The following is a 21,118-nucleotide window of genomic DNA, read 5'->3' as shown; positions in this document are numbered from 1 at the left end:
AAAACCGCTTTGAAAGCGCTAGTCAAACTGGTATCTAGTACCAGTCCACTCTAATACCAGTCTGCCGTGAAGGGAGGGCTCATGGCCAGAGACACGGAAGGAGCTGCTCGACGATTCCAGGGGCTGGATACCTGGGGCACCGGAGAGGTCCTCGAGACGCTGTGGAGCAGCCAATCCCGCGCGACGGCTGCGTGCCTGCCGGCGTTGCCGATGCTGGAGCGGGGCGTGGACGCGGCGGTCGAGCGGCTGTCCTCGGGCAACGGGCGACTGGTCTACGCCGGCGCGGGGTCCTCCGGAATGCTCGCGGCGCTGGACGCCAGTGAGCTGGGGCCCACCTTTGGTTGGCCCTCGGCGCGTCTCAGCATCCTGCTGGCGGGAGGGCTCGATCTGGCACGCGGGCTCGATGGTGGGGCCGAGGACGACGAGGGCGCGGGCCGCTCCCGGGTTCGAGACGTCCGGCCGGGTCCTTCGGATGTGGTGTTGGGGGTCTCCGCCGGCGGGCATAGCGCCTTCACGGTGGGAATCGTCGATGAGGCGCGGCGCCATGGCGCCTTGACGGTGGCCATCTCCAGCCTCGCGGACTCTCCGCTGGTCCGGGCCGCGGAGCACGCCGTGGTCGTCCAGACGGGGGCGGAGGTCATCGCGGGCTCCACGCGGCTCGGCGCGGGGACGGCGCAGAAGGTGGTGCTCAACCTGTTCTCGACGACCGTCATGGTCCAGCTCGGGTACGTCTTCGACAACCTGATGTGCAACGTGCGGCCGGAGAACGCGAAGCTGCGTCAGCGCTGTGTGTCAATGGTCTCGCGCATCGCGGGGGTCGGCGAGGAGGTCGCCGCCAAGGCCTTCGAGCGGCACGGCGATATCCAGCGCGCGGTGCTCGGGCTGGCGGGTGCCTCCGAGGCGGAGGCCGACGCCGCCCTGAAGCGCGCCAGGGGAAACCTGCGCGTCGCTCTTTCGAGCGTAACGAACAAAGGGGGACGCGGCCCATGTCCACGCTAACGCTTGGCTCGCCCGTCGCCGGTTGGGCGACGCGGCTGGAAGAAGTCCCCGACCCCGCGTTCGCCCAGCGGATGGTCGGCGATGGCATCGCGGTCGACCCGACGTCGGCCGAGCTTCGGGCGCCCTGTGATGGCGTCGTCGTCTCGGTGCATGGGGCCCGCCATGCCTGCACGCTTCGGGCGGTGACGGGGGCGGAGATCCTCCTCCACATTGGCATCGACACGGTGAGCCTGCGGGGCGAGGGCTTCACGGTTCGAGTTCAAGAGGGACAGCGCGTCCGTGCCGGCGATCCGTTGATCAGCTTCGACATGGACCTGTTGGCCCGAAAGGCGCGCAGCCTCCTGACCGCCATGGTGGTGGTCAACGGCGAGGCCCACACGGTCACCAACCGGGTGCAGGACCGCGAGGTCGCCGTCGGGGAGCTGTTGCTGGCGGTCGCGGGCGAGTCTTCGTCGGCGGTCCAGGAAACAGCGGGAGACGAGAAGGCGGAGCGGCGCGTCCGTCTGCTGATTCCCCACGGGCTCCACGCCCGTCCCGCCGCGGCCCTGGCCCGGCACGCCAAGCTCCACGCGGGCTCCGTGAGCATCGTCAACAAGGGCCGCAGCGCCAACGCCAAGAGCGTCGTCTCGCTCATGGGGCTCGGGGCGCGTCACGGCGACATGCTGACGCTCACCGTGCAGGGCGAGCAGGCCGAGCGGGTGGCCCAGGAGTTGATGGAGCTGGTCATCAGCGGGCTCGGAGACCCCGTCCAACCGATCGCCGAGCAGCCCGAGGTCCCCGCCGAGGTGACGGCTCCCCAGCACTTCACCCCGGACCAGGAAGTCCTCCTCAAGGGCACCATCGCGGCCCCGGGAGTGGGGGTAGGGAATGCCGTCCGGGTGCTCGAAGAGTCGGCGGAGCTGCCCATGGACGGCCAGGGCATCCAGGCCGAGACCCAGCGCCTCGCCGACGCCCTCGCCAGCGTGGGCCGGGATATCGAGGCCCTGGTCTCCCGGGAGGGAGCAGGGGAGGCGGCGAAGACGGAGATCTTCCGCGCGCACCTAGCCCTGCTCGAGGACCCGGAGCTCACCGAGGCGGCGCATCGCGAGATTGCCGCTGGGCGCGGCGCGGCGTGGGCGTGGCGGAAGGCCGTGGCGCGGCACGCCCAGGTGCTGCACGAGCTCAATGATCCCCTCCTGGCGGAGCGCATCGGAGATCTGCGCGACATCGAGCGTCGCGTCATCTCCCAGCTGACGGGCCGAGGCGGCTCGCGCGTGCCGGCCGAGCTGCCGCCGGACGCCATCCTGGTCGCCGACGAGCTGCTGCCCTCCGAGCTGGCGGCGATTCCCGCTGGGCGCCTGGCCGGCCTCTGCATGGCGCGGGGTGGCCCCACCTCTCATGTCGCCATCCTGGCCTCGGGCATGGGCATCCCGGCGGTGGTGGCCATGGGCGACGCGGCGCTCCGAGTGCCCCACGGCGCGCCGCTGATCGTGGACGGCAATCGCGGAGAGGTTCACGTCTTCCCTCCCGCCGAGGTGCGTGACGCCACCCGCCGCGCCGCCGCGGCGCGCCAGGAAGCCAACCTGGCCACGGCGCACGAGGAGTGCCGCACGGCGGACAACGTCCGCATCGAGGTCTTCGCCAACCTGGGCCGCCCCGGAGACGCGGCCTCGGCCATGGCGAAGGGCGCCGAGGGCTGTGGCCTGCTGCGCACCGAGTTCCTGTTCCTGGAGCGCTCGACCGCGCCCAGCGAGGCCGAGCAGCTCGCGCAGTACCAGGAGATCGCCGACACCCTGCGGGGCCGGCCGGTGGTCATCCGGACGATCGACGTGGGCGGCGACAAGCCGCTGGCCTACCTGCCACTGCCGCGCGAGGAGAACCCGGTCCTGGGCCTGCGCGGCGTGCGAATCGCGCTGCAGCACCCCGAAGTCCTGCGCACGCAGTTGCGCGCCATCCTGCGAGTCAAGCCCGCGGGCGTCTGCCGCATCCTCGTCCCGATGATCGCCAGCGTGTCCGAGCTGCGCATGGTGCGCGCCATGATCGAGGCGGAGCGCCAGGCGCTGGGCATCACCCGCACCATCGAGCTGGGCGCGATGATCGAAGTGCCGGTCGCCGCCGTCCAGGCGGACAGGCTGGCCGCCGAGTGCGACTTCCTCTCCATCGGCACCAACGATCTCACCCAGTACGCGCTCGCCATGGATCGCGGCAACCCGTACGTGGCGGCGCGGCTCGACAGCCTGCACCCGGGCGTCCTGCGGCTGGTGGCCCAGACGGTGGCGGGAGCGCGCAAGCACGGGCGCCCGGTGGCGGTGTGCGGTGGCATCGCCTCGGAGGCGCTGGCGGCGCCGCTGCTCATCGGCCTGGGCGTCACGGAGCTGTCGGCGACCCCGGCCGTGGTGCCGGACCTCAAGGCCTTCATCCGGACGCTCACCTCCGCGCAGTGCGAGGACGTGGCGCGCAAGGCGTTGGAACTCGAAAGCGGCGACGACGTACGTGCTCTGGTGAAGAGCACCTGGCCGGGCCTGTGAGGCTTGCCCCCTTCAACGGAGACACACGGACATGGTGAGCACCAGGTTCGCAGGATTGCAGCAACTCGGGCGCGCGCTGATGCTGCCCATCGCCGTCTTGCCCGTCGCCGGCCTGCTGCTCCGGCTCGGGCAGCCGGACCTGCTGGGCATCGCCTTCGTGGCGGCCGCGGGTGACGCCATCTTCTCCAACCTCGGCCTGCTGTTCGCGGTGGGCGTGGCGGTGGGCTTCGCGCGGGAGAATCACGGCGCGGCGGGGCTGGCGGGGGCCATCGGCTTCCTCATCACCATCAAGGGCACCGAGGCGCTCGTCAACGTGCCGCCCGAGGTCCTCAAGGATCTCGTGGGCCCCGCCAGGGACCTGGCGGTCTCCGCCTTCAAGACACGCCTCACGGCGAAGATCAGCATGCCGGCAGGCATCCTGTCCGGTCTGCTCGCGGGCGTGCTGTACAACCGATACAAGGACATCAAGCTGCCGGAGTACCTGGCTTTCTTCGGAGGCCGCCGCTTTATTCCGATCATCACTGGCTTTGCCTGCCTGGGCCTCGCGCTGATGTTCGGGTTCGGCTGGCCGGTCGTCGAGGCGGCCCTTGACACCCTCAGCCGCTCCGTGGTCGGCGCCGGAAGGCTGGGCCTGTTCGTGTACGGCGTGCTCAACCGCCTGCTGATCGTCACGGGCCTGCACCACATCATCAACAACATCGCCTGGTTCATCCTGGGCGACTTCAACGGCGTGACGGGGGACTTGAAGCGCTTCTTCGCGGGAGACCCGACGGCGGGCGCCATGATGGCGGGCTACTTCCCGGTGATGATGTTCGGCCTGCCGGCGGCCTGCCTCGCCATGTACCAGGCCGCCCCCAAGCACAACCGCAAGAAGGTCGGTGGGTTGCTGCTGTCCATGGCGCTGACGTCCGCGCTCACCGGCGTCACCGAGCCCGTCGAGTTCGCCTTCATGTTCCTCGCGCCGCTGCTCTACGTGCTGCACGCGGTGCTGACCGGCCTGTCGCTCGTCATCATGGACGTGCTGAACGTGAAGCTCGGCTTCGGCTTCTCGGCGGGGCTCTTCGACTACGTGCTGAACTACGGCAAGTCGACCAACCCCATCCTGTTGCTGCCCATCGGCGCGGTCTACTCCGTCGTCTACTATGGGCTGTTCCGCTTCTTCATCTCCAAGTTCAACCTGAAGACGCTCGGTCGCGAGGACGAGGCCTCCACCGCTCCCGCCTCTGACGCGGCCACTTCGGGGGAGGGCGCTCCCGCTCCCATCCCCGCCCTGGCGCGGGGCGCGGCCTATCTGAAGGCGCTGGGCGGGGCCTCGAATCTTCAGGTCGTCGATGCCTGCACCACCCGGCTGCGCCTCTCGGTGGCGGACAATGCCCGCGTGGACGAGCAGGCACTCAAGGCGCTCGGCGCACGCGGAGTGCTCCGTCCGGCACCGGGCAGCGTGCAGGTCATCATCGGTCCGCTCGCTGATCAGATCGCCAGCGAGGTCCAGGAGTCCCTGCGCAGCGCACCCACGTCGCCTGCCTCCGAGGAGCTCGTGCTGGCGCGCGCCATGCTCAAGGCCCTCGGTGGGCCCTCCAACGTGCGAGAGGTGGGCACTTGCGTCTCGCGCCTGCGCCTCAGCGTGGCCGATGATCAGCGTGTGGACGAAGCCGCGCTGAAGGGGCTCGGCACCCGTGGCGTGGTGCGACCCGCCAAGGGCTCCGTGCAGGTCATCATCGGCCCGACCGCCGAGCGGGTCGCGGACTCGCTCCGCTCCCTCATGGCCTAGCTCCGTTCGAACAGCAGCTCCGGGAGAAGGGGCTTTTCTCCCGCCCTTTTATGAAAGCGCTTTCGACGCGCGCGGTAGCGGGCGGAGCCCTGCCTTCGCGTGTCGCAGCAGCCATCTGTGGTCCCACGTTGGGAGGGTCGAGAATGAAGAAGCGCGTATTCCTGTCGCTCTCGGTTGCCGCGGTCCTGGCTTCGGGATGCTCCGACGATCAGCTCGCGAAGCCACCGGAGCCGCCAGGCGAGGAGCAGCCCCTCGAGCTTCCTGTGAAGCTCTCCGTCCAATGGCAGCCGGTGGATAACTCGGTGGGGAGCTGGAAGTTCTTCCGCTCCGAGTTCGTGCTCGACAACCAGGGCCCCGGCGAGCTGGGGAGCAGCGGCTGGAAGCTCTACTTCAGCTTCGTGCGGCGCATCCTGAACGAGGACGAGGGCGACGCGACCGGGATCCAGGCGCTCGCCGCGCAGGGCATCAAGATCTCCAAGGCGGACAAGGCGGGCAGCGGTGACTACCTGGTCCTCGAGCCCCTGCCGAACTTCACGCCGCTCGCACCCGGGCAGAAGCGCACCTTCTCCGTGCTGGCCCAGGACTGGGCGATCCTGAAGGCGGATGCGCCCGCCGGCTTCCACATCGTGTTCGAAGGCGGGCTGTTCAAGGACGACATCGCCTATGCGGTGCCGGCGACGGTCAAGCTCGAGGCGTCCGACCCGAAGCAGACCACGCGCTTCGAGGGGGACGTGGCGCCCGTGCAGACCCCTGGGCTGCGCTTCGACGAGAACCCGGCCCCCGTGGCGCTGGACCTCCAGGCGCGGCTGCTCCCGGTCCCGCGCCGGGTGGAGGCGGGCGCGGGCACGGTGACGCTCCAGACCCAGGTGGCCATCAGCCACCCGGCGGAGCTGCAAGGGGAGGCGGCCTACCTGAAGGCGGCGCTGGCGGATGTGCTCTCCGCGCCCATCGTGACGCAGGCGGGCGCGGCCTCGGGGACCATCGAGCTGAGTGTCGACGCGGCGCTCGACATCGACGGCAACGGGCAGCGTGACGCGGAGGGCTATGTCCTCGAGGCGAAGAACGGCAAGGTGACGATCCGGGGCGCGGACGCGGCGGGCGTGTTCTACGGCATCCAGACCCTGCGCCAGCTCGTGCCCGTGGAGGCCTACCAGGCCGCGGTGAACCCCAGCGCTCGCCCCGCGGCGCTCGCCCTGCCCGAGGTGTCCATCGCCGACGCTCCTGGCTTCGTCTATCGCGGCATGGCGCTGGATGTGGCGCGTCACTTCCAGTCCAAGGAGACGGTCAAGAAGCTGCTCGACGTGCTGGCGCACCTGAAGATCAACAAGTTCCACTTCCACCTGACGGATGACGAGGGCTGGCGCATCGAGACCCCCGGCATCCCGGAGCTCACGAGCTACGGCGCGCGGCGCGGGTTCGACCTGTCCGAGGCCGAGATGCTCCACGCGGGCATGGGCTCCAGCAACGACCTGGGGGAGGGCGACCGCATCGCGCGCAAGCCCATCTCTCCCGCCAAGGCCAACGCGGACGTCATGCCGTCCTACCAGGGCTTCGAGACGGCCACGCTCAACTTCGTTGGGAAGGGCAACGGCTACTACACGACCCAGGACTTCGAGGAGATCCTCGCCTACGCGACGGAGCGGCACATCGACGTGATTCCGGAGATCGACGTGCCGGGCCACGCGCGGGCGGCCGTGAAGGCCATGGAGTACCGCTACCGCAAGCTCAAGGACACGGATGCCGCGAAGGCCTCCGAGTACCGCCTGGTGGATCCGGACGACACGTCCGCGCACGTGAGCGTGCAGGGCTACACGGACAACTTCATGAACCCCTGCCTGGAGAGCACGTACGCCTTCCTCGGCAAGGTGGTGACCGAGCTGAAGGCCCGCTACGACGCGGTGCCGGGCGCCCGGCTCGTGGCCATCCATGGCGGCGGTGACGAGCTCCCCAGCCTGTCCTCGAACGTGTGGTGGCAGGGCTCTCCGCTGTGCAAGGCGGCCCCCGCGACGAAGGACATGAACGACGCCCAGCTCTTCAACCGCTTCTTCACCCGGTGGAGCCAGATCATCACCGCGACGGGCGCGGAGATGACGGGCTGGGACGACATCATCCACAACGGCCTGCAGCTCGACGGGTTCATCCCCATGCCGTGGAGCAATGTCTGGGGTTGGGGTCGGGAGGACGACGCCTACAAGTACGCGAACCAGGGCTACCGGGTGGTTCTGTCGCACGCGACAAACCTCTACATGGATCTCGCCTACAACAAGGATCCGGACGAGCCGGGCTATTACTGGGCCAACTTCGTCGACGAGAAGAAGACCTTCGAGTACCGGCCGTTCGACATCTTCGCCAACGCGACCCAGGACCGCATGGGCAATGCGCTGGCCCCGTCCGCCTGGGACGGCAAGGAGCGCCTCACGGCCGAGGGCAAGCGGAACATCCTCGGCATGCACGGGCTGCTCTGGGGCGAGAACGTGAAGTCGCCGGAGATCCTCGAGTACCTCGCCTTCCCGAAGGTGTTGGGAGTGGCCGAGCGTGCCTGGAACCCGGAGTTGCCGCCGGTGGGCGAGATGCCCGCGCTCTGGGCGCGGTTCACCACCAGCCTGGGGCACTCCGTCCTGCCGAGGCTGGGGGCCTACCGCCCCGTGGACCTGCGCAACGAGCTGCCGGACAGCGTGGGGGTGAACTACCGCATCCCGCTGCCGGGCGCGAAGGTGCTGGACGGAAAGCTGCACGCCAACGTGCGCTTCCCCGGCCTGGGCATCGAGTACTCGATCGACGGTGGAAAGACCTGGGCGGCGTATGCCGCGCCCGTGGGCGTCGCGGGCAAGGTCCTGCTCCGGGCCCGCGCGAGCGATGGGCGCAGCAGCCGGCTCGTCGAGCTGAACTGACCTGAGCCGGTGTTCCCGCCGTCGTGAGCGAAGTGCCTCGGGAGCGGTGAAGCGCCGCTCCCGGGGTTTGCCCCTCCCTCCATCCCTCTCATTGCCCATGATGATCCGAGCCAACGCCCCCTGTCGTTCGATGCCCGTTCCCACCGAAGAGCCGCGCATTCGTGCCGCCATGGAAGGACAGCGCGACGCGACCGAGTCGCTGCTGGCGGAGCTCCTGCCGAGGGTGCGCACGCTGGTCCGCTATTCGGTCCAGGGTGAGTCCGAGGTGGATGACATCACCCAGGAGGCGCTGGTGGCGATCCTTCGAGGGCTGCCCACCTATCGCGGGGAGGGCGCGTTCATGTCCTGGGCGGAGCGCGTGGTGGTGCGGGTGATGTTCGCCGCATTGAAGCGGGCCCGTGCCGAGCGTTGTCAGGTGGACGCCGAGACGACGGAGGAACTGGCGGAGGAGCCGGCGGAGGGTGCCTCCCCGGAAGACTGTCTCTTCCGCCGCCAGCTGGAGAAGCTGCTGGAGCAGCTCTCGGACGAGCAGCGGCGCGCCCTGCTGCTCCATCATGTGATGGGCATGAGCGTGCCGGAGATGGCAGAGGCCCTCGAGGTCCCCTTCGAGACCGTCCGCAGCCGGCTGCGCATGGGAAGGGCCCACCTCCGGGAGATCCTGTCCCGAGAGGTGGGCCGAGAGGCTCGGTTCATGCTCTGAGCGCGCCGCCGTACCTCACGGCAGCGTGTTCAGGTACTGGCGGTGCGGCAGGGAGAAGGAGAAGCCGCCGTACTTGTCCCAGTTGACGGACCAGGTCATCACCCCGCGGAAGTCGGAGTAGCCCGCGGGATTGCGCAGCTGGTACCTGCCGCCAAAGGACGTGCCCTTGGTGAGATAGCCCACGGCCTTCTGCACGTCCGCCGCCGAGGTGAAGCCGCTGCCGGCCGCCTGCGGTGTCGCGGGCAGCCCGATGGCCACCTGATCCGGGCGCAGCGCGGGGAAGACGTTGTTGGCGTTGCCGCCGACGGGGAACCCGCGCAGCAGCATCTCCGCCATGGCCACGTGGAAGTCCGCCGTGCCGGCGTTGTACGCCACGTTGTCCAGCCCCAGCACCGAGCCGGTGTTGTAGTGCTGCGGGTGGATATAGGTGAGGATGTCCCGCACGCCGTAGATGACGGGCAGGTACGCGCCCGCGGTCGGGCCGTAGACCTGATAGCCCACCTGGACGTAGTAGACCTCGGGCGCCATGGAGAGGATGAAGGTGGGGCCGAAGTGGTTGCGGATCTCCCGGATGGCGGAGATGAGGTGCTTGACCAGCGGCGTGGTGGGGTTCTTGAAGTCCGCATCCCCGCTGTTGAGCGAGATCGAGCTGCCCTCGAAGTCGATGTCCATGCCGTGGAAGCCGTACTCGCTGATGATCTGCTTCATCGTGCTGACGAACTCCTGACGCTCCGTCTCGGTGCGCATCTGGACGTGGCCATTGGCGCCGCCGATGGAGATCAGCACCTTCTTGCCTCGGTTCTTCAGGAGCTGGATGTCGGACTTGAGCTCCTGGGCGGAGGTGTTCGAGTCGGGCACGAACGCCATGCGCGAGGTGGAGCCCGCCACCGGCTCGGCGAACGAGACGTTGATGACGTCCCAGTCATTGGAGACGTCCCGCAGCTTCATGAAGCCGGCGCCGTTGACGAAGTTGTGCCAGTAGCCCACGAGCAGTCGCTTGGGCAGGTTGCCCCCGCCACCCGTGCCGCCGTTGACGGTGATGTTGATGGCTGACGAGGTGGTGGACAGTCCCGAGTTGTCCGTGGCCACGGCGGTCAGCGCGTAGGCGCCGGCCGCCACTCCCGTCCAGGCAATCTGGTAGGGGCTGGAGCTGTCGGTGCCCACGAAGCTGCCGTTGGCGAAGAAGTCCACCTTGGTGATGCTGCCGCCGGTGTCCGAGGCATTGGCGGACAGGGAGATGTCCGCGGGAGCCTGGAAGGTGGCGCCATTGCCAGGGCTGGTGAGGCTGACGGTGGGAGCGCCGCCACCGCCCGTGCCGCAGGTGCCCAGCAGCCGGTACCAGCCGCTGGCGGTGCCCCAGACAGGGTCCGCCGTCCAGATGGCGACCAGGGCCTCGTACAGCTTGCTCTGGTACACCACCTTGTCGCCCGGGTTGTAGATCGTCTGCGCGTTCCAGGCGGGGATGCCGGTGCAGCTCACCGTCTGCGCGTGGACTTGGGGGGCTGCCAGGAAGAAGAAGAGGCCCGCGAGGGCCAAGGCCTTCCAACGACGAAGGGACATGCACGCTCTCCTTGTTGCGAGGGTGCGCCCGCCAGGAGGCGGGCGCGGAGTTCCTCTATGGAGAGCCACGCCCGATTATTTCGGGTTTTGCAGCGGCCTCAGTACTTCGGGAGGGTGGGGATGCTCTGGTTGCACTGGCTGGTGATGCCCAGGATCTGGCACACCTTCTGGCCCGCGGAGTTCACCGAGGCCGCGCCAGTCGGGGCAGGGGCGTGGACGCGCTCCTTCCAGATCTGCCAGACCATCATGCCGTCGGTCGCGCGGCCCTTGTTCTTCATGTACGTGGCCAGCGTCTCGACGTTGTAATACTTCGTCGCCATGTTGTTCTGACCGGTGAGCATCTCCGCGTCGTACACGGTGCCCGGCTCCGCGTTGAGCTTCAGCACCGCGCCGCCCGCGCCCTCCGGAGCGATCTCGAGTCCCATCGCGATCGGGCCGTTGTAGATGGCGCGGTACGACTCATAGCCCTCGCGCGGGTCGTAGTAGTCGCCGCCGTCGTAGGACATGAGGTTGATGTGGTGGAGCTTGCTCCCGTGGTTCTTCACGACGTTGTACATCGTGCCGCCGAAGGGTGAGCCCCACTGGACCTTGCCCTCTTCGAAGGGCGTGCCCTGCACGTAGTAGGCGCCCGTGGACCAACCGGCGATGGAGATGCCCAGCGACAGGCCCCGGGCCTGAATGGTGCCGTGGAGGCTGGTGATGATGTTGGCGATCTCTCCATCCTTGGTGCAGCTGAACTGCGAGGCGGGCAGCTTGTTGCAGTTGCTGCCGCTCGACTCCCAGTCGATGTCGATGCCGTTGGCGCCCAGGTCCTGCGCCAGGTCCACGACGCGGGCGGCGTTGAAGCTGGCCCACTGGGTGCCCTGGCTGTAGCTCCAGCCACCGACCGAGAGCCACACCTGCGTGCCCCGGGCGCGCAGCGCCTGGATGTTGTTGCGCAGCGTCTGCGCCTGCGCGGCGGTGAACCGCTTCTGGCCGTTGTTCGTGGTGGCGCCCTCGAAGAACTCGAAGCCCGACACCTCTTGATCGAACGCGTACGAGCCCTTCTGGTACGTCGTGTTCGGCCGCACGAAGGCGAGGTTCAGGTGCGTGTAGTAGCTGGGGATGTTCGCCGGCGTGAGGTCATTGATGCTCGTGTTCCAGCTGCTGGCATAGCCGATGTACATCCTGCTGCCGGGAGGAGGCGGAGGAGGGGGCTGGCCGCCGATGTTGACGGTCACCTGGACTGACTGCGTGCCCACGTTGTTCCGCGCGTCGTACGCCTTGACGGTGTAGGCGTACGTCCCGTTCTGCGTGGAGGAGCTGAAGCTCCGGCTGAACGTGGTGGCCGAGCCGACGAGCGTCCCATTCTCGAGGATCTCGACCCGCGTTACTCCCACGTTGTCCGTGGCGCTGGCGGTCAGGGTCAGCGTGCCCGCGGCCGTGAACGCGGTCTGGTTGGCGGAGACGTTCACCGTCGGGGGAATCGTGTCCGTGGGGGGAGGCGGCTCCGTGTCACCGCTCAGCTCCCAGAGCGCGGGGACGGCCTCGGGGGTCCAGGTGGAGAGGCTGGTGTGGCTCTGGCGGCAGCGATACGTCTTCCCGTTGTAGGTAACGAGATCGCCCACCACATAGGCGATGTTGGGGGCCCAGGCGGGGGCGGCGAGCGCAGCCTCCTGGTGGGCGGTCGGGCTCAGCTCTTCGGAGGTCGCGGGACCACAGCCGGGCACGAGCGCCCCGAGCAACATCCCGGTGAAGCATCCGAGCACCGAGCGGCGCGCGGCGAGCGAACGAAAGGAAGGACAGGTCTTCATCTGGAGGGGTTCCTTGAAAAGCCGAGGGAAGGCACGCCACGAGCGCACACCGCCCGATGAGGAACAGAGCCTCACCGGGCGGCGGAACAGCGGGTGAATCGGTCCTGCTAGCGGTTGGTGTACAGGGCGTTGATCAGCTCGCCATTGGCGGTGTCGCCCGACAGCTCCCAGAAGAACGCGCCGCCGAGGCCCTGGTTCTTCTTGTAGGTCATCTTCCCGGCGATCGTGGAGGGTGTGTCGTAGCTCCACCACTGGCCGCCGCAGTAGGCCATCGCCGTGCCGCCCACGGTGCCCGTGGCGGGGCAGCGGTTGACGAGCACCTTGTAGTCCTCGATGCCCGCCTCATACGTCCCGGGCGCGGCGCCCGATGCCGGCTGGTTCAGGCCGCCGTTGGTGTTGGACACGCCGTTCCAGCCACGGCCGTAGAAGCCGATGCCGATGAGCAGCTTGTTCGCCGGCACGCCCTTGTTCTTGAACAGCTGGATGGCGGCGTCCGTGTAGTGCTTGTCCTGGCCATTGCTCGTGGGCATGCCCGGCCAGGCGTACAGCGCGGAGTGCGGAGCCGTGGGACCCGCGGCGGCGAAGGCGCCGAAGAAGTCGTAGCTCATCACGTTGTACCAGTTGATGTACTGGGCCGCCGCGCCGTAGTTGGCCGCGTTGATGTGCGCGGCGCCCGCCGGCACCGCCGCCGTCACCAGGTAGTTGGAGCCGAAGCGCGAGCGCAGCGCCTGCATCAGCCGCACGTACGCGTCCGGACCGCTGGCGTCACAGTTGAGGCCGCAGGCGTTCGGGTACTCCCAGTCGATGTCGATGCCGTCGAACACGTCCGCCCAGCGCGGGTCCTCGAGGAGCTGGTAGCACGACTCGGCGAAGGTCGCCGGGTCGGCCGCCGCCTGGGTGAAGCCGCCGGACCAGGTCCAGCCACCGAAGGAGAAGAGCACCTTGATGTTCGGGTAGAGCTGCTTGAGCTTGCGCAGCTGGTTGAAGCTGCCGCGCAGCGCGCCCGTGTCCCAGGTGTCCGCCACGCCGTCCACGCTCTCCGCGGCGCTGTAGGCCCGGTCATAGTCGGCGTAGGTGTCGCCCAGCACGCAGCGGCCGTTGGTCACGTTGCCGAAGGCGTAGTTGATGTGGGTCAGCTTGCTGGCCGAGCCGCTCGTCACGATGTTCTTCACGTGGTAGTTGCGGCCGTAGACGCCCCACTGCGCGAAGTAGCCCAGGATGATGGGGTTGCCGCCGCCAGTGTTCGGGCTGGTGGTGACGCTCAGGCTCGCGCCGCGGGCGGAGGCGCCGAACTCGTTGCGCGCCGCGATGGAGAACGTGTAGCTCGTGTTCGGGTTCAGGCCGCCGACGCTGAAGCTGGTGCCGGTGCCGCTCGTCTGCGCTACGCGGGTGGTGCCGGAGTAGATGTCATAGCCGGCGATGGTGCAGTTGGTGCCGGCCGCGGCCGCGGTCCAGGCCAGATTGACCGAGGTCGAGGACTTCGATGGAGAGGACAGGCCCGACGGAACGCTGGGCGCCGTCGCGCAGGTGCCGCCCGAGGCGTTGGTGGTGACCGAGAGCGTGCTGGAGGAGGCCGAGACGTTGCCGGCCGCGTCCTTGGCCTTGACGGAGAACGAATAGGGGGTGGACGCGGTCAGGCCATTGACGGTGAAGGAGGTGCCACCCGTGCTGCCGGCCAGCGTGGTGCCGCGGTAGACGTCGTAGCCGGTGACGCCGACGTTATCGGTGGACGCGTTCCAGCTCAGCGAGACGGAGGTGGTCGACTTCGACGGGGCGGAGAGGTTGGAGGGGACCGTGGGCGCCTGCGTGTCGGTGGGGCTGGAGCCGGCCTGCCAGAGCGCGGGGACGTTGGGCGGCTCCCAACCCACCAGCGAGGTGTGCGCCTGGATACATTGATAGGTGCCGCCGCCGTACGTCACCTGCGAGCCCACGGCATAGGCGGTGTTGGGCGCCCACGCGGAGGCCAGGCCCTGCTCGAGCTGCGCCTCCTCCGCGGACAGCTCCTCCGGGGGGCCCGAGCAGGCCGACAGGGACAAGAGAAGAGCGCCACCAAGGAAGGCTCGCTCGAGAGTGAAACGGGTGCGCTTCATGAATGTTCTCCCAATGTCAGAGGAGGGAGAAGCCGTAAAAATCCCTCCACCGAGAAAGAGGAGGGAGCTGGGTATTTCGGGTTTATTGATCGAAATGCCCGAATTTCGCGGGGAGCGTGGCGCTCTGCGTCAACTCTGGCTCAGCGGAGGATGGGAACCGTCACCGGCTCGCGCTCGTCGATGACCAGCTCCATCTTGCCCAGGCGCCACAGGGCCGGGCGGAAGGTGGCCTTCACCGTGCGGCCCTCCGCCGTCTCCAGCAGGGCCTCGCCTTCCTTGGGCGCGTACTCCCCCAGCTCATACATCAGCTCGGTGAGGGTGAGCCGGTGGGTGCCCGACGGGCCGGTGAGCTCTCCGGGGCCATTGAGCACCAGCGAGGTGCCGCCGATGAGGGGCAGCCCGTCGCGCTGACCCACCTGTCCATCCACCTTATAGGTGTAGTCGGGCTGGGTAGGCACCGCGCCCTGCGCCAGCGCGAAGTAGCGCGACTCATCCCCACAGGTGCCGTAGCCCACCTCGGCCTGCAGCGCGTGCCCGTCCACCACCAACTGGCGCAGGTCCGCCTTCACCTCCATCCGGTCCTCGCCCCCCGAGTACTTGAAAGCGGTCTGTCCGGAGACGGTGTGCTTGCGCACCTCGCAGCCTGTCTCTCCGAAGGAGAGCACCACCGCGTCCGTCGTCGCGTCCAGGGACTCGGTGCCGGCGCGGATGCACCCCACCTGCGCGTCGAACCCGTCGGCCGCCTGCGCCACGAAGCTGCGGCGCGGCTCACCGCACGTGTACACGGGGAGGAGGCCGAGCAGCTCGAGCGCCGAGCGGGCCTGGGTCGCCGCGGTGAGCGCGACCTCGACATGGCTTCGGGCCTCGTCGATCTCCTCCTGGGTGGGGGCGCTGTCTCCGCAGGCGGTGGCCAGCGTGGTGAGGAGGGTCAGGGTCAGTGTACGGCGCATGGGCGAGGCTCCAAGGTAGGCCCGCGGTTCACAGCGGGCAGTCCTCGGAAGAGCAACGGCCGTGCCTCTCCGTAAGTCCGCGAAAGAAGAGACTGCCGCGATGCGCCAACCCCAAAAGGCTGCGCACCCGGATGCACAGCCCGGGACTCTGGCGTCACCGGGTGGCGGGGCTCCTGGCTTCAGGGGCGTTCGGCGGTGGCGCCTCGCAGCCCCGCCGGGGCAGCTCGACGACGAACGTCGCCCCCATCCCCGGTTCGCTCTCCACCCAGATCCTTCCGCCGTGTGCCTCGACGATCTGCCGGGTGATGAAGAGCCCGAGCCCGAGCCCTCCATAGTTGCGGGAGGAGGCGCGCTCGAAGCGCCGGAAGATCCTCGCCTGGGCTTCGCGGGGAATGCCCACTCCGTGGTCCTCGACCCGCAGCCACGCTTTGCCCTCGTGGAGCCCCACGCTCACGCGGATGGGACCATCGGCTCCATACTTCATCGCGTTCGTCAGCAGGTTGATCAGCATCTGCTCCAGGCGGAGCCTGTCCCACTCCCCAATCACGGGCCCCTCAGCTTCCAACTGGAGCACGCAGCCAGTCTTCGCGAGTTGCTCCTTGAGGTTGTTCACGACCATGCCCGCCACGCCCGCCAGATCGATCGGCTCCAGGCGCAGGGCGATCTGCCGCTGGTCGATGCTGGAGACGTCGAGCAGGTGCTCCACGAGCTGCGTCAATCGCCGCATCTGTCCGTGGAAGAGCTCGAGCATCCCCGATACCTTCTCGGTCAACAGCGAGTCGTCGTGCTGTCGTGCCAGGGAGAGCTCCAGCTGCTGGGCGCGCAGCTTCATGGACGTCAGCGGCGTCTTCAGCTCATGGGAGGCGATCGACAGGAACTCGTCCCGGGCGCGAATGGACTGCTGGGCTTCACGGTAGAGCTGAGCATTGTCGATCGCGAAGGCCGCTCGGCGGCCCAGCTCCTCGAACAGCTCCAGCTCCAGGGGGACATACCGCTGGCGCGGCCGCGCGAAGATCAAGGACAGCACGCCCAGGCCGCGACCTCGCGCCTCGAGCGGCACACTGATCGAAGGCTTGTCCTGGAGCGCCTTCACGGCCCGCCACTGCTCCTCCTCCAGGGCCGCGTGGCCCAGCAGCCCCGAAGCCTCCTGGGAGGCCTCCGGTCTTCTCGTGGCCATGACGCGGATAGGGCCCAGGGACGCGTCCGGGGCCGGTGGGTAGCGCTCGAGGAACTCACGTACGCACCGGGCTCGGGTAGGCGAGCGGTCCGCCACCGCCACCGGGCGCAGCGTCTCCTCCGCCCCCATCACGAAGACGACACACAGGTCCGCCAGCGTGGGGACCGCCAGCTCGGCGACGCGCTGGAGCGTGGTCTCATAGTCGAGCGAGGTCCCCAGCTCTCGGCTCGCGTCGGCCAGGAAGCGCTGCGCCACCTCCCTCCGCTTGCGCTCGGTGATGTCGGTGGAGATGCCGCATACCGCATACAGCTCTCCCGAGGAGTCGATGAGCGGGAACTTCTGCGCGAGGTAGGTGTGAATCCCGTCGTCATGCGGAACGAGCAGCTCCTGCTGCACGGGGGTGCGAGTCTGGAAGACGGCCATATTGCCCTGCTGGAAGGCGTCGGCGATCTCCCGCTCGAAGATGTCATACGGGGTCTTCCCAGTGACCTCGCTCCGGGTGTGGTGGAAGAGCAACTCCCACTGGCGGTTCACGAAGATGTAGCGCCCCTGCGCATCGACCAGGAAGATGACGGCGGTCGTGTTGTCCAGGATGGCCCGCATCCGCTGGTCGCTCTCGCGCAGGGCCTCCTCCGCGCGCTTCCGCTGGGTCACGTCGATGAGCACCGCGAGCGAGCGCACCACCTGCCCGTGGGCGTCCCGCTCCGCGATGGCCGACAGCAGCACATCGAGCCGCTCGCCTGACTTCTTCACCCACTGGTAGGGGACATCCCTGCACTCTCCCGTCTGGAAGAACCGAGGCAGGACGACCTCGCGGGCGTACTTGCTGGACTCCGGCGTCAGGAACTCCACGGACTTGTGGCCGATCACCTCGGAGCGCTCATAGCCGAGCGACTCCAGCCAGCAATCGCTCACGCTGAGGATGCGCCCCGATTGATCGATGGAGTGCATCATCACCGGGGTGCTGTTGTAGAGCGACCGGTACTTCTCCTCTTCCTTGCGTCGCGCCTCTTCCGCCTGCTTGAGCTCGGTGACGTCGTTGAAGACGGCGACTCCGCCCTGAAGAGCGCCGCGCTTGTCTCGGATCGGACGGGCATTCACCAGCAGCCAGGCCCCAGAGGGCTTCGAGGGGTGGCGCAAGAGGAGCTCCGTGCGCTCCACATCCTCGCCTCGGATGGCCCGGGCCAGCGGCAGTTGGTCGGCCGGGAAGAGGGTGACCCCATCCGCCTGATAGAGGCCGTAGTGCTCCGCCCAGCGGGCGAGGGGCTGCTCTGTCAGGCCCCTGCCCAGGATCTGCTCCGCCGCCGGGTTGACGAGGATGATTCGCCCATGCGCATCGGCCGCCACGACCCCTTCCCCCATGCTGGCGACGATGGACTCCAGGAGCGGGGGGTGACCTTCACAGCCCGAAGCCGTGGCCAGGGACTCCATGCTTTCGGGCGGCTGCTTCATGGGCAGGTGCCGTGAGGCGCGGAGCTGCTGCCCGGGCCTCTCCCGGACAGCAGCCAGACGCCCTCTCTGTTGGCGGGTCTCCCGTTCGAGGAAAGGCCTGGAGTGGAAGAGCCTTCATCGCCAACGATGGGGTCTCCACGGCAGCGCGCCAACCCAGCCCCCTCCGTACGGCGGACCGTCGAGGGGCGGACGCTCTACCATCGGCCAGCCGCTCGTGGAGCGAGGCGGCAATCGAGACACGGACGTTCTCTGCGTGAAAAGCAGAGCGCCCCCCGGTGTCTCCACCGGAGGGCGCTCAGGACTGCATTGCCTCAGGAAGGCTTACGACTCGAGGCCCACCGCCGCCGCGTGGATGACGGAGGCGATGCGCACCGCGTCGTGGACGTGGTCCTCGGTCAGGCCGCCCTCGAGGACGACCTTCTCGTGAGAGCGCACGCACATCTCGCAGCCGTTGATGGCGCTGACCGCGAGGCAGACCAGCTCGAAGTCCACCTTGTTCGTCGCCACCTGTGCCAGCCGGTTCATCCGCAGCCCCGGGCGCTTGGTCGAGTAGGACTCCTTCCCGATCATGTGCCGGAAGCGGTAGTACACGTTGTTCATCGCCATCAGCGAGGCCGCGGCGCGCGCGTCCTCGATGACGGGCTCGGGAGTGGCCAGGGCCTTCTTCGCCTCATTGAGCATGGTCTCCTTCAGCCGGTCGTTCCGAGAGGCGAAGGCACAGGCCACGGCAATCCCCCAGCGCTGCTCGGGGGTGAGGCTTCCACCCTCCAGCACCGCCTGGAGGTTGAGGCGGGTGTCCTTGTGGGCGTCCGCGAGCTCGCTGCGGACGACTTCGAGCGAGGCCATGGCTGACTACCCCGCCTTCGCCAGCTTCTTGGTGAGCGTCTCCTCACCCTTCTGCCAGTTGCAGGGGCACAGCTCGTCCGTCTGGAACGCGTCCAGCGTACGCAGCGTCTCGCTCACGTTGCGGCCCACCGACAGGTCGTTCACCGTCACGTGACGGATGATGCCCTGCGGGTCGACGATGAAGGTGGCGCGCAGCGCCACGCCCTCCTCCTTGTGGAGGATGCCCAGCGCGGAGCACAGCTCGTGCTTGATGTCCGCCAGCATGGGGAAGGGCAGGTTCTTCAGGTCCGGGTGGTGCGTGCGCCAGGCGTGATGCACGAACTCGTTGTCCGTGCTGATGCCGAGGATCTGCGCGTCGCGGTCCAGGAAGTCCTTGTTCTTCTTGCCGAACTCCGCGATCTCGGTCGGGCAGATGAAGGTGAAGTCCTTCGGCCACGCAAACAGCACCAGCCACTTACCCTTGTAGCTGTCCTGGTGGATGGTCGTGAACTCCTTGCCCTTCTCCAGGCTCACGGTGGCCTTCACGGTGAAGTTGGGAAGCTTGTCGCCGACAGTCAGCATGCTTGACTCCTTATGGGGGGTTGGTGGCCTGCCCCCTTCGGGACAGGCCGGAAATGGCCTTTCGAGCTACCACCAGAGCAGATGCCGTGCCAGAAAAAGGGTTTCAGTCTTTTCAAGGGGTTGGAAATTCAACCCTCTGGAACGGCGCCGCCGGGTAGGTGAATAACGAAATTTCGGTGCCTTTTGCCACTGCAATTTCGGTGGCCACTGAGTATTCGTGAGGCATGGGAGACGAGAATACCCCGCTGGGCGCGCCGCAATTGGCCCGCGAGGCCAAGGATCTGGTCGAGCTGGCGAACACGGAAGAGACCGTGTCGGAGCTGCTGCGCCGGGGGCTGGACTGGCTGACCCGCATCGCCCGGTTTGATTTGGCAACGCTGTTTTTGTTGCGGGAGGCTCGGCTGGTGGCCGTGGCGGCGCGCGGGCCCTTGGCCAATGCCCGGGTGCGTGGCCACGTGTTGGACCTGGCGGCGTTCCCCATGGTGCGTCAGGCCCTGGAGACGCGGCGGGCGCGCGCCTTCACGGAGGAGGACCACAGCGGCGAGGGCGATCCCTTCGACGGGGTGTTGGACCTTCCGCCGGGGCACTCGTGCATGGTGGTGCCGCTGTGCTCGGGCGAGCGCTGCTATGGCGTGCTGACGCTGGACCGCTCCGAGTGCGAGACGTATCCCCAGACGGTGGTGGATCTGGTGGAGGTGTACGGGCAGCTGCTGGCCACGGCGCTGCAGAACGCCGAGCAGCGGAGCGACTTCGAGCGGCTGCACCGGCAGGACCACGAGCACGCCAAGCTCCTGGAGTCGCAGCTGGGCGGAGACTCGGAAGGGGTGCTGGAGACGAGCCTGAGCCCCGCCATGAGGGACCTCGCTCGGCGGGCGCGGCAGGTGGCGGAGACGGACACGCCGGTGCTGCTGCTGGGCGAGACGGGCACGGGCAAGGAGCGGCTGGCGCGGGCGATCCACCGCTGGAGCTCGCGCGCCGACCACCCCTTCGTCACCATCAACTGCGCGGCCATTCCGGCGGGGCTCCTGGAGAGCGAGCTGTTCGGCCACGTGAAGGGGGCCTTCACCGGCGCGACGAAGGACAGGGCAGGGCGCTTCCAGATGGCGCACGGGGGCACGCTGCTCCTGGACGAGGTGGGAGAGCTGCCGGTGGAGCTGCAGGCCAAGCTCTTGCGCGCGTTGCAGGAGAAGACCTTCGAGCCGGTGGGCAGTGACCGCACGGTGCGCGCCGACGTGCGCATCCTCGCCGCCACGCACGTGGACCTGCAGCAGGCCATCGCCCAGCGTCGCTTCCGGGAGGACCTCTACTATCGGCTGAGCGTCTTCCCGCTGCGACTGCCGCCCTTGCGTGAGCGGCTCGAGGACCTGCCTCAGCTGTGCGCCTTCCTTCTGGATGAGCAGGCGCGGCGCACGGGGCGGCGAGGCATGCGGGTGCTGCCGGAGGCGCTGGCGCGGCTGGGGGCCTATGACTGGCCGGGCAATCTGCGGGAACTGGCGAACGTCCTGGAGCGCGCCACCATCCTCTCGCGGGGGCCGGAGCTGGGGCCGCAGGCGCTCGATCTGCCCACGCACGTGCGGGCGCCCGAGGCACCCGCCGAGAAGCTCGCGGAGGACAAGCCGGGCAAGGTGCCTACGCTCGCGGCGGTGCAGCGCGAGCACATCCTGCGAGTGCTCGCGCTCACCAAGGGTCGCATCTACGGCCCGGGAGGCGCCGCGCAGTTGTTGGGGCTCAAGCCCTCCACGCTGCAGAGCCGGATGAAGAAGCTGGGGATCGCCCGCCAGGAGCTCTTCATCATCGAAGGTCCGACCTGACCCGGGGTGG

General features: G+C 68.3%; 13 protein-coding genes. 6 read left to right on the top strand and 7 right to left on the bottom strand.

Annotated elements, in window-relative coordinates; genetic code table 11:
* Window positions 1-81 precede the first annotated feature (81 nt).
* From SYV04_RS21970 to SYV04_RS21950, 5 genes are all read left to right on the top strand, one after another.
* The gene (locus SYV04_RS21970) at window positions 82-999 is read left to right on the top strand and encodes an N-acetylmuramic acid 6-phosphate etherase (protein WP_321547816.1); all 918 of its coding nucleotides are present in this window, start codon (window positions 82-84) and stop codon (window positions 997-999) included.
* The gene (ptsP, locus tag SYV04_RS21965; RefSeq protein ID WP_321547815.1) at window positions 987-3,506 is read left to right on the top strand and encodes a phosphoenolpyruvate--protein phosphotransferase; all 2,520 of its coding nucleotides are present in this window, start codon (window positions 987-989) and stop codon (window positions 3,504-3,506) included. The genes SYV04_RS21970 and ptsP overlap by 13 nt, the downstream gene beginning before the upstream one ends.
* Before the next feature lie 31 nt (window positions 3,507-3,537).
* Complete coding sequence (gene nagE / locus SYV04_RS21960) at window positions 3,538-5,277, top strand: N-acetylglucosamine-specific PTS transporter subunit IIBC (RefSeq protein WP_321547814.1); 1,740 nt, start codon at window positions 3,538-3,540, stop codon at window positions 5,275-5,277.
* 143 nt (window positions 5,278-5,420) lie between these two features.
* Window positions 5,421-8,168, top strand: a complete 2,748-nt coding sequence (locus tag SYV04_RS21955) for a family 20 glycosylhydrolase (RefSeq protein ID WP_321547813.1) — start codon at window positions 5,421-5,423, stop codon at window positions 8,166-8,168.
* A 169-nt stretch (window positions 8,169-8,337) separates the two neighbouring features.
* The gene (locus tag SYV04_RS21950) at window positions 8,338-8,868 is read left to right on the top strand and encodes an RNA polymerase sigma factor (RefSeq protein ID WP_321547812.1); all 531 of its coding nucleotides are present in this window, start codon (window positions 8,338-8,340) and stop codon (window positions 8,866-8,868) included.
* A 15-nt stretch (window positions 8,869-8,883) separates the two neighbouring features.
* Here SYV04_RS21950 and SYV04_RS21945 read toward each other — a convergent pair whose 3' ends face one another.
* From SYV04_RS21945 to SYV04_RS21915, 7 genes are all read right to left on the bottom strand, one after another.
* The gene (locus SYV04_RS21945; RefSeq protein WP_321547811.1) at window positions 8,884-10,428 is read right to left on the bottom strand and encodes a chitinase; all 1,545 of its coding nucleotides are present in this window, start codon (window positions 10,426-10,428) and stop codon (window positions 8,884-8,886) included.
* Between the two features lie 98 nt (window positions 10,429-10,526).
* Complete coding sequence (locus tag SYV04_RS21940) at window positions 10,527-12,221, bottom strand: carbohydrate-binding protein (protein ID WP_321547810.1); 1,695 nt, start codon at window positions 12,219-12,221, stop codon at window positions 10,527-10,529.
* A 107-nt stretch (window positions 12,222-12,328) separates the two neighbouring features.
* Complete coding sequence (locus SYV04_RS21935) at window positions 12,329-14,311, bottom strand: glycosyl hydrolase family 18 protein (RefSeq protein WP_321547809.1); 1,983 nt, start codon at window positions 14,309-14,311, stop codon at window positions 12,329-12,331.
* A gap of 140 nt (window positions 14,312-14,451) precedes the next feature.
* On the bottom strand, window positions 14,452-15,261 hold the full coding sequence (locus SYV04_RS21930; RefSeq protein WP_321547808.1) for a hypothetical protein: 810 nt from the start codon (window positions 15,259-15,261) through the stop codon (window positions 14,452-14,454).
* A 154-nt stretch (window positions 15,262-15,415) separates the two neighbouring features.
* Complete coding sequence (locus tag SYV04_RS21925; RefSeq protein ID WP_321547807.1) at window positions 15,416-17,869, bottom strand: PAS domain-containing sensor histidine kinase; 2,454 nt, start codon at window positions 17,867-17,869, stop codon at window positions 15,416-15,418.
* A 342-nt stretch (window positions 17,870-18,211) separates the two neighbouring features.
* Window positions 18,212-18,736, bottom strand: coding sequence for a carboxymuconolactone decarboxylase family protein (locus SYV04_RS21920; RefSeq protein WP_321547806.1), 525 nt, complete (start codon window positions 18,734-18,736; stop codon window positions 18,212-18,214).
* A gap of 6 nt (window positions 18,737-18,742) precedes the next feature.
* A complete protein-coding gene (locus SYV04_RS21915; RefSeq protein ID WP_321547805.1) occupies window positions 18,743-19,297 on the bottom strand; it encodes a peroxiredoxin in 555 nt (184 codons plus the stop codon).
* A gap of 224 nt (window positions 19,298-19,521) precedes the next feature.
* Between SYV04_RS21915 and SYV04_RS21910 the strand changes: the two genes are divergently transcribed.
* Window positions 19,522-21,108, top strand: a complete 1,587-nt coding sequence (locus SYV04_RS21910) for a sigma 54-interacting transcriptional regulator (RefSeq protein WP_321547804.1) — start codon at window positions 19,522-19,524, stop codon at window positions 21,106-21,108.
* Window positions 21,109-21,118 lie beyond the last annotated feature (10 nt).

The sequence above is a fragment of the Hyalangium ruber genome (assembly GCF_034259325.1).
Lineage (GTDB): Bacteria > Myxococcota > Myxococcia > Myxococcales > Myxococcaceae > Hyalangium_A > Hyalangium_A rubrum.
The sequence above is the reverse complement of the archived record's forward strand: the minus strand, read 5'-3'. Positions and strand labels throughout refer to the sequence as shown.

Excerpts from the sequence above, each read along its gene's own strand:
- SYV04_RS21970 (WP_321547816.1), top strand. The coding sequence starts at position 82 with ATGGCCAGAGACACGGAAGGAGCTGCTCGACGATTCCAGGGGCTGGAT.
- ptsP (WP_321547815.1), top strand. The coding sequence starts at position 987 with ATGTCCACGCTAACGCTTGGCTCGCCCGTCGCCGGTTGGGCGACGCGG.
- nagE (WP_321547814.1), top strand. The coding sequence starts at position 3,538 with ATGGTGAGCACCAGGTTCGCAGGATTGCAGCAACTCGGGCGCGCGCTG.
- SYV04_RS21955 (WP_321547813.1), top strand. The coding sequence starts at position 5,421 with ATGAAGAAGCGCGTATTCCTGTCGCTCTCGGTTGCCGCGGTCCTGGCT.
- SYV04_RS21950 (WP_321547812.1), top strand. The coding sequence starts at position 8,338 with ATGGAAGGACAGCGCGACGCGACCGAGTCGCTGCTGGCGGAGCTCCTG.
- SYV04_RS21945 (WP_321547811.1), bottom strand. The coding sequence starts at position 10,428 with ATGTCCCTTCGTCGTTGGAAGGCCTTGGCCCTCGCGGGCCTCTTCTTC.
- SYV04_RS21940 (WP_321547810.1), bottom strand. The coding sequence starts at position 12,221 with ATGAAGACCTGTCCTTCCTTTCGTTCGCTCGCCGCGCGCCGCTCGGTG.
- SYV04_RS21935 (WP_321547809.1), bottom strand. The coding sequence starts at position 14,311 with ATGAAGCGCACCCGTTTCACTCTCGAGCGAGCCTTCCTTGGTGGCGCT.
- SYV04_RS21930 (WP_321547808.1), bottom strand. The coding sequence starts at position 15,261 with ATGCGCCGTACACTGACCCTGACCCTCCTCACCACGCTGGCCACCGCC.
- SYV04_RS21925 (WP_321547807.1), bottom strand. The coding sequence starts at position 17,869 with ATGGAGTCCCTGGCCACGGCTTCGGGCTGTGAAGGTCACCCCCCGCTC.
- SYV04_RS21920 (WP_321547806.1), bottom strand. The coding sequence starts at position 18,736 with ATGGCCTCGCTCGAAGTCGTCCGCAGCGAGCTCGCGGACGCCCACAAG.
- SYV04_RS21915 (WP_321547805.1), bottom strand. The coding sequence starts at position 19,297 with ATGCTGACTGTCGGCGACAAGCTTCCCAACTTCACCGTGAAGGCCACC.
- SYV04_RS21910 (WP_321547804.1), top strand. The coding sequence starts at position 19,522 with ATGGGAGACGAGAATACCCCGCTGGGCGCGCCGCAATTGGCCCGCGAG.